Raw genomic sequence first — 8342 nt, forward strand, 5'->3', positions numbered from 1 at the left:
ATGACTCGAATAATAGTAATTACATCAGGAAAGGGAGGAGTAGGTAAAACAACATCAAGTGCTGCTATTGCTACAGGTTTAGCAATGAATGGGAAAAAAACTGTTGTTATTGATTTTGATATAGGATTACGTAATTTAGATTTAATTATGGGTTGTGAACGACGAGTAGTTTACGATTTTATTAATGTAATTCAAGGTGAATCTACCTTACATCAAACATTAATCAAAGATAAACATACAGATCATTTATATATACTTCCTGCATCTCAAACACGAGATAAAAGTTTTTTAACTCGTACTGGTGTAGAAAATATATTAAACAATTTAATTGAAAAAATGAATTTTGAATTTATAATATGTGATTCTCCAGCAGGAATAGATAGTGGAGCTTTGATGGCTTTGTATTTTGCCGACGAAGCAATTATTACTACTAATCCTGAAATATCTTCAGTACATGATTCAGATCGTATTTTAGGAATTTTATCTTCTAAATCTAAACGAGCTGAAAATTCAACAGAAAACATAAAAGAACATTTACTACTTACTCGATATAACCCTATTAAAGTAAAACAAGGAGATATGCTTAGTCTTCAAGATGTCACTGAAATCTTAAGGATTCCACTATTAGGAATTATTCCAGAAGATTCATTAGTATTAAAAGCTTCTAATCAAGGAACACCAGTTATTTTAAACCATTTATCTTCCGCAGGACAAGCTTACTCAGATACTGTAAATAGATTGTTAGGAAAATCTTGTCCTATGAGATTTATCAAAGAAAATAAACAAGGATTCTTAAATCGTTTTTTTAAAAGGAGATACAAAAAATCTAATGATTAATTTAACAAATTTTTTTTCAAGAAAAAAAAACTTAAATACAGCTGATATTGCTAAAGAAAGATTACAAATTATCATTACTGAACACAGAACGAGAAAAAAATTTAATTTTTACTTTTCATCACAATTTAAGCATGAATTACTACAGGTAATCCATAAATATATGCAAGAACCACAAATAATTTCAATAAAATTACAAAAACAAGATGAGGATACATCTATTTTAAAACTAAACATACTACTTAAAAATAAAAAAATATAAATTATTATTAATAATATTACATTTTAATCAAATCATAAAAATATATCACACTAACATAGAGTGTTAATAATTTTTAAATCACACATTATATATTACATTAATAAATTGGATTAATCTGATCAGGAGTGATTATTTTCTCTATTTTCCAAGAATGTTCACCTAACAGTAACATATCATGAGCTTCAGGTAACATAATTTTTTTTAAAACAATTTTATCATTTTTGTCAATACAATACTGTAACTGTTGACAATTACTCCAGCCTGTTCCTACAATCATCCATTCATCTGTTAGAGTATTATTAATTATATTCCTCGCAACTTGTAACGTAACAAGACCATCATCATTTTTACAAACCCAAATATTAGCGCAATTATTATATAAATAACGTGCCCAATATAACTTATTCATACGCGCATTAATAGTCGCTATAATATTTTTAATAGAAAAAACCCTCCAAGCTTTCTGAGCAAGTACTGCCAAAGAAGAAACTACTACTAATGGTAAATTTGCTCCTACAGATAACCCCTGAGCAACACTTATTCCAATCCTTACTCCAACAAAATTTCCTGGACCCTGATCAAATACAATACAATCAAGAGATTGCAATGACACACCAGAATCAACTAATAATTTATCAATCATAAATAAAATTTTTTCAGCATGAAATCGAGGAGTTAAAATACTATAATCATATATCTTTTGATCAATCATTAAAGCAACTGAGCATAATTCGGTTACAGTATTAAACGCCAAAATTCGAACAGACATATTTATTACTATTATTTCCTGTATATATGATATAAAAACTTATTACAACAATAATCAATATATTATACATAAAATCACCATCATTAATATAAAAATACTTTTGTAATTATATATTAAATAACTTCAAATATAATTAAATATTATTATATACACATATACATGTATAATATTAAATATAAAATCATACCTATATTTTATTGATATTATTTTTAATATGTTATAGTATAAAAGTTCAAATAAGATAGTATTTTATTTATTTATGTTTCTTAAAAATCATCTTTTATATACATTTTAATATATTAATTATTACAAAACTACTAAATTCAATGGCAATTACTCTTATAAAGTTACCTTATCATCCTAATGCTACACTCAATCTGTTTAACTCATTATCTAATACTCCTTGGTCTATGTTACTTTATTCAGGTTATAATAATAATCATCCCGACGGACGTTATGATATACTAGTAACTAAACCTATGGTAACATTACTTACATACAATAACATTACTACTATTTCATCCAATCAATCCTATACAATTACCCGAGAAGATCCTTTTTTATTATTAAATAAATATACAAAAACATATTCATTACAATCAGACGATAATTATCCTATACCATTTCAAGGAGGATTTTTAGGAACACTTGGATATGATTTAGTTAGATATATAGAAAAACTACCAAATTTATCAAAAAAAGATATGCTCTTACCAGACATGGCTTTAGGATTATACAAATGGGCCATAATTTCAGACCATAAATTACTGGTAAATTACTTAGTAACTCATGATCATCCAAATGTAATTTTATCCTGGATCAAAAAACAAAATATATATCATGATCATAATAATTATATAAGATCATTTGAATTATTAAATTCATGGAGAAGTAATACTAGTTACTCTGAATATCTAAAAAAAATAGAAATTATTAAAAAAAATTTAAAATTAGGTAATTGTTACCAAATATGCTTAGCTCAACGTTTTTTTGCTCCATATATTGGAAATGAATGGGCAATATTTCGGTATTTACTAAACTATAATAAAGTTCCATTTGCTGCGTTTATTCGATTACCAAATAACTCTGCTATATTAAGCTTTTCTCCAGAACGTTTTATACAATTAAAAAAATCAATAATTAAAACTCAACCAATTAAAGGTACATTATTCCGATTAAAAGATAAGCAGGCTGATAAAAAACAAAAACTAAAATTATTTCAGTCTTTAAAAAATCAATCAGAAAATTTAATGATTGTAGATTTATTAAGAAATGATCTAGGAAAAGTAGCTATACCTGGAAGTATTCACGTTAATAAACTATTTGAGATTCAAACATTTCATAAAATACATCATATGGTTAGTACCATTACAGGAAAACTTGATAAAAAATTTTCAGCTTGGGATTTATTAAAGGCATGTTTCCCAGGAGGGTCAATTACTGGAGCTCCTAAAATTCAAGCTATGAAATTCATAGAAGAACTTGAACCTCATCGACGTGGAATTTGGTCTGGAAATATTGGATATCTAAGTTGTTGCGGAAATATGGACACTAATATCATTATTAGAACACTATTAGCTGAAAGACAATATCTTTTTTGTTTTGTTGGTAATGGTATTATTTTTGATAGCAGTCAAGAATTTGAATACCAAGAAATGCAAGACAAAATATCAACTTTACTCATTCCTTTAGTAAATAAAAATTATAATTAAGATTCACAAAAAACATCATTTACACAATACAAACGCTCTACTTCTACTAATTCAATACGATATTCTATCATTTGTTTAATAACAAAACGCCATTCATTAATTACCAATACATCACCTTCTTTTGGGATATGATCACACCGCGATAATAATAATCCTGCTAAAGATGCAACATGATCGCATATATCTGCCAAATTATATGTTTTTAATGCTTGTTGCAAAGCATGTAGATCTGTACTACCTTTAACTAACCAACTTTTTTCATCAATCATTTTAATTTCAGGAGTCTCATCTTCATCAGGAAATTCACCAGCTATAGCCTCTAACACATCTAAAGGAGTAATTAAGCCTTGAATTACTCCAAACTCATTAGAAACAATCACCATACTTCCTTTTGCTCGTCTTAATTCTGTTAACAAATTTAACACATCTAATGTTTCTGGAACTACAACAGGCAAATTTTTAGCGGCATACGTTTCAACTGGTTTTCCTTGAGAAATAGATGCCATTAAATCTTTAGCTCGAACAACTCCTATTAATTGATCTAATTCTCCATCGCATACCGGAAACATATTATGAGGAGTATTCGTTAAAACAGAATACAATTCTTGAACTGATTTTTGAGCATCTAACCATGTAATTTCGTTACGAGGAGTCATTATACTACGTAAAGAACGGGACGCTAATGATAATACTCCTGTAATCATATGACGTTCTTCTTCAGCAAATTGAGTTTTTAATGGAAAAATTGGAAATTTTTTTTCTGAAGAACTCCATTTTGATGAAATATTTCCTCCCATTAATTTCATTATTGCTTCAGCAGTACGTTCTCGTATAGATTTATGAGATTGACTCTTCATAAAATTACAATAAGCAATTTGATTAAATAATTCAATCAATATAGAAAACCCAATAGCAACATATAAATATCCCTTTGGAATATAAAATCCTATTCCTTCAGCCATTAAACTTAATCCAATAATTAATAAAAAACTTAAACATAACACTACCACAGTTTGATGATTATTTACAAAATTTATTAATACACGAGACATTGATAACATTATAATCACTGAAATAACAACAGCTATAATCATTACCGACAAATAATCTACTGTGCCGACAGCCGTTATTACTGCATCAAGAGAAAAAATAGCATCAAATACTACAATTTGTATCACTACAATCCAAAAGCTAGCATATTCACGATTAGAATGTCGATTATGAACTTTGTATTCTAATTGTTGATGTAATTCTGTAGTTGCTTTAAATAAAAGAAACAATCCTCCAAATAATAAAATTAAATCCCGACCAGAAAAATAAAAAGAAGTAATTTTAAACAACGGTTTAGTCAAAGTTGCAATCCATGAAATTAAAGATAATAACGTTATACGCATCATCAATGCTAATGTTAACCCAACAATACAAACATGTTCACGTTGATTTTTAGGCAACTTATCTGATAAGATGGCGATAAATACTAAATTATCAACTCCAAGTATTACTTCTAGTATAACTAAAGTTAAGAATCCTGCCCACATCGACAAATCTGTTAAAAATTCCATAATCATCCCTATTCACAATATTAAACACAAATATGTTTCCTAACATATTTGTGTTTAAAATAATAAAATATATTAACAATTTACTTCATACAGAAATTATGAAAAGCAAAACTATATTACTAAATATAATAATCTTATAATAGGATGGGAAAATTGTTCATACCAAACAAAAATATATAACTAAAATAACAAAAGTTACTACTATTATGTTAATAGTATGACAATTATAATAGGTATTCATACATTATTATTACTATAATAAATCAATATTTTTATATAATAAACATTATATATCATTATTAAGAAAAAAATAGTATAATGACTTGTTTAAATTAAAATTTATTAAAAATAAAGTACATAAAATTAATAATTACGGTACAAATTGAAATAAATAATAAATATTAATACTAAATTAATTATTCGAGGAAAATGCAATGACTATTGCAATTATAATCAGCGCTCATGGATCTGTATCTGAAAAATTACTCCATACTACAGAAATGATCATAGGAAAACAAGAAAATGTTGCTTGTACTGATTTATTACCTTCAGAAAATGCTGATATATTAATTAAAAAATACAATATACAATTATCAAATTTAAATGTTGATTTAGGAGTCTTATTTTTAGTAGACACTTGGGGAGGTACTCCATTCAATGCCGCTCAACAAATAATATTAAATAAAAAAAATTATGATATCGTCACTGGGATGAACATTCCTATGTTAATAGAAATATTTATAGCTCGTGAAAATATCCATACAATAAAAAAATTAGTACATATTGCATTACAATCTGGATCTGAAAGTATAAAATCAGTGAATAATTCATTGCTTAATTCGAACATAGAAAAATTAGATAAAAAATCAACACCTAATAATAAATATACCGAATCATTAAATGATAATAAAAAAAAACATATGACTATATGCTTAGCTCGAATTGATGACAGATTAATTCATGGTCAAGTAGTAACACGATGGGCTAAAGAGTATAAAATAAATCGAATTATTGTGATAAATGATGATATTGCCAATGATGAAATTAGAAAAAATCTACTTACCCAAGTAACACCTCCTGGTATTACTGCACATGTCATCGATATTGATAAAGCTATACGAGTATATAATAACCCTAAATATGCACAAGACAAAATAATAATGTTATTTTCAAATCCCACAGATATAGTTCGTTTGATTGAAGGAGGAATTCCGATTAAATCTGTAAATATTGGAGGTATGTCTTTTAGTAAAGGAAAAAAACAAATTAATAATGCTGTATCAATAAACTCAATAGATATTAAAGCTTTTAAAAAACTAAATCAGCTTGGTATTAACTTAGAAATACGTAAAGTACCATCAGATTCACCAATTGATTTAATAAAATTAATAGAAAATATTGATTAACCGCATATTGATATAGTCATAACTTTTATATTTTTATTACATTATACTTTAATTTTTATTAAAATCTTTTTTTTAGTCTGTTTATATATAAGGATGATTTATGGAAATCAATACATTTCAAATTATTCTATTATTTTTTGCTTCTTGTATTGTAGGTATGGCTTCAATACTTGATGAATTTCAATGTCATAGACCTCTAATAGCATGTACTATCGTAGGATTAATTTTAGGGGATATAAAAACTGGAATTATAATTGGGGGTACATTAGAAATGATAGCTCTAGGATGGATGAATATAGGAGCTGCTGTAGCCCCGGATGCTGCATTAGCTTCCATTATTTCTACTATTCTGGTGATTTCAGGAAACCAACCCATCGGAGCAGGAATTGCTTTAGCAATTCCATTAGCTGCAGCAGGACAAGTATTAACTATTATTGTGCGTACTATTACTGTTGCATTTCAACATGCTGCAGATACCTTAGCAGAACGCTGCAATCTAACAGCATTAAGTTTAATCCATATAATAGCGTTAATGTTGCAAGCTATGAGAATAGCGATTCCTTCAACTGTTGTTGGAATTTCAATAGGAACTGAAATAGTACATCGAACACTTAATTCAATACCTGAAGTTATAACTAATGGATTAAATATAGCTGGAGGAATGATTGTAGTCGTAGGATATGCTATGGTTATAAATATGATGCGAGCTGGATATTTAATGCCATTCTTTTATTTAGGATTTATTATTACAGCTTTTACTGATTTTAATTTAGTAGCATTAGGAGCGTTAGGAACAATTATGGCTATTTTATATATTCAATTGTCTTCAAGTTATAATAAGAACCTAACAGAACCAAAAAAATATTCTCATTCAACTTTAAGCGTAAAAAATAAATCTGATAATGAATTAGATTAATACATAATAATAGGTGATTATAATGATTAATAATTCTCATCAAAATAATATTTTGAATAATAATAAAATTCAAAATAAAATGATTCAATTAACTAAAAACGATATTAGAGCTGTTTTTATTCGTTCTAATTTCTTTCAGGGATCTTGGAATTTTGAGCGTATGCAAGCATTAGGATTCTGTTTTTCCATGATCCCAGTAATTCGACGTTTATACGTAAAAAATAGTAAAGAACAGAAAGAAGCTATTAAAAGACATTTAGAATTTTTTAACACTCATCCTTATGTTGCTGCACCTATTCTAGGTGTAATAATGGCTATGGAAGAAGAAAAAGCCAATGGTGCTACTATTATTAATGATGCATCTATTAATGGATTAAAAGTAGGGTTAATGGGACCTTTAGCTGGAGTAGGTGATCCAATATTTTGGGGTACTATTAGACCAGTATTTGCAGCACTAGGAGCAGGAATTGCAATGACTGGAAATTTATTAGGTCCATGTTTATTTTTTATTTTATTTAATATAACTAGATTAATCACTCGTTATTACGGCATAATTTATGGATATAAAAAAGGAATTAGTATAGTCAAAGATATGGGAAAAGGAGGAGTGTTAAAGAAATTAACAGAAGGAGCTTCAATTCTTGGTTTATTTGTAATGGGGGCCTTAGTTAACAAGTGGACTCACGTTAATGTCCCATTTGTTTTATCAAAAGTCACAGATAGTACAGGTAATACTACTATTACTACTGTACAACATATTTTCGATCAATTAATGCCTGGTTTTATTCCATTATTATTAACTTTTTTATGTATGTGGCTTCTAAATAAGAGAATAAATGCCTTGTGGATTATTACAGGATTCTTTGTTGTAAGTATAGCAG

General features: G+C 27.4%; 8 protein-coding genes. 6 read left to right on the forward strand and 2 right to left on the reverse strand.

All coding sequences use genetic code 11. From position 1 onward, the window contains the following. Both minD and minE read left to right on the forward strand, forming a co-directional pair. Nucleotides 1-837, forward strand: coding sequence for a septum site-determining protein MinD (gene minD, locus Bfest607_RS02225; protein WP_500838126.1), 837 nt, complete (start codon nucleotides 1-3; stop codon nucleotides 835-837). Then, entirely contained in the window at nucleotides 830-1096 is a 267-nt protein-coding gene (gene minE / locus Bfest607_RS02230; RefSeq protein WP_500838127.1) for a cell division topological specificity factor MinE, read from the forward strand. The genes minD and minE overlap by 8 nt, the downstream gene beginning before the upstream one ends. 97 nt (nucleotides 1097-1193) lie before the next feature. Here minE and tsaB read toward each other — a convergent pair whose 3' ends face one another. Continuing rightward, nucleotides 1194-1865, reverse strand: a complete 672-nt coding sequence (gene tsaB, locus Bfest607_RS02235) for a tRNA (adenosine(37)-N6)-threonylcarbamoyltransferase complex dimerization subunit type 1 TsaB (RefSeq protein WP_500838128.1) — start codon at nucleotides 1863-1865, stop codon at nucleotides 1194-1196. A gap of 326 nt (nucleotides 1866-2191) precedes the next feature. Between tsaB and pabB the strand changes: the two genes are divergently transcribed. Beyond that, a complete protein-coding gene (gene pabB / locus Bfest607_RS02240) occupies nucleotides 2192-3577 on the forward strand; it encodes an aminodeoxychorismate synthase component I (protein WP_500838129.1) in 1386 nt (461 codons plus the stop codon). Here the strand turns inward: pabB and Bfest607_RS02245 are convergent. Further along, the gene (locus tag Bfest607_RS02245) at nucleotides 3574-5139 is read right to left on the reverse strand and encodes a TerC family protein (RefSeq protein ID WP_500838130.1); all 1566 of its coding nucleotides are present in this window, start codon (nucleotides 5137-5139) and stop codon (nucleotides 3574-3576) included. The genes pabB and Bfest607_RS02245 overlap by 4 nt on opposite strands. A 434-nt stretch (nucleotides 5140-5573) precedes the next feature. On the opposite strand from Bfest607_RS02245, the gene manX reads away from it, so the two are divergent. The 3 genes from manX to Bfest607_RS02260 all read left to right on the forward strand — a co-directional run. Next, on the forward strand, nucleotides 5574-6545 hold the full coding sequence (gene manX / locus Bfest607_RS02250) for a PTS mannose transporter subunit IIAB (RefSeq protein WP_500838131.1): 972 nt from the start codon (nucleotides 5574-5576) through the stop codon (nucleotides 6543-6545). Between the two features lie 100 nt (nucleotides 6546-6645). Further along, complete coding sequence (locus tag Bfest607_RS02255) at nucleotides 6646-7461, forward strand: PTS mannose/fructose/sorbose transporter subunit IIC (protein ID WP_500838132.1); 816 nt, start codon at nucleotides 6646-6648, stop codon at nucleotides 7459-7461. A gap of 79 nt (nucleotides 7462-7540) precedes the next feature. Continuing rightward, nucleotides 7541-8342, forward strand: an 802-nt coding sequence (locus tag Bfest607_RS02260; RefSeq protein ID WP_500838589.1) for a PTS mannose transporter subunit IID, incomplete at its 3' end; no start/stop codon positions are given.

It is taken from the genome of Candidatus Blochmannia festinatus (nom. nud.) (assembly GCF_059936355.1).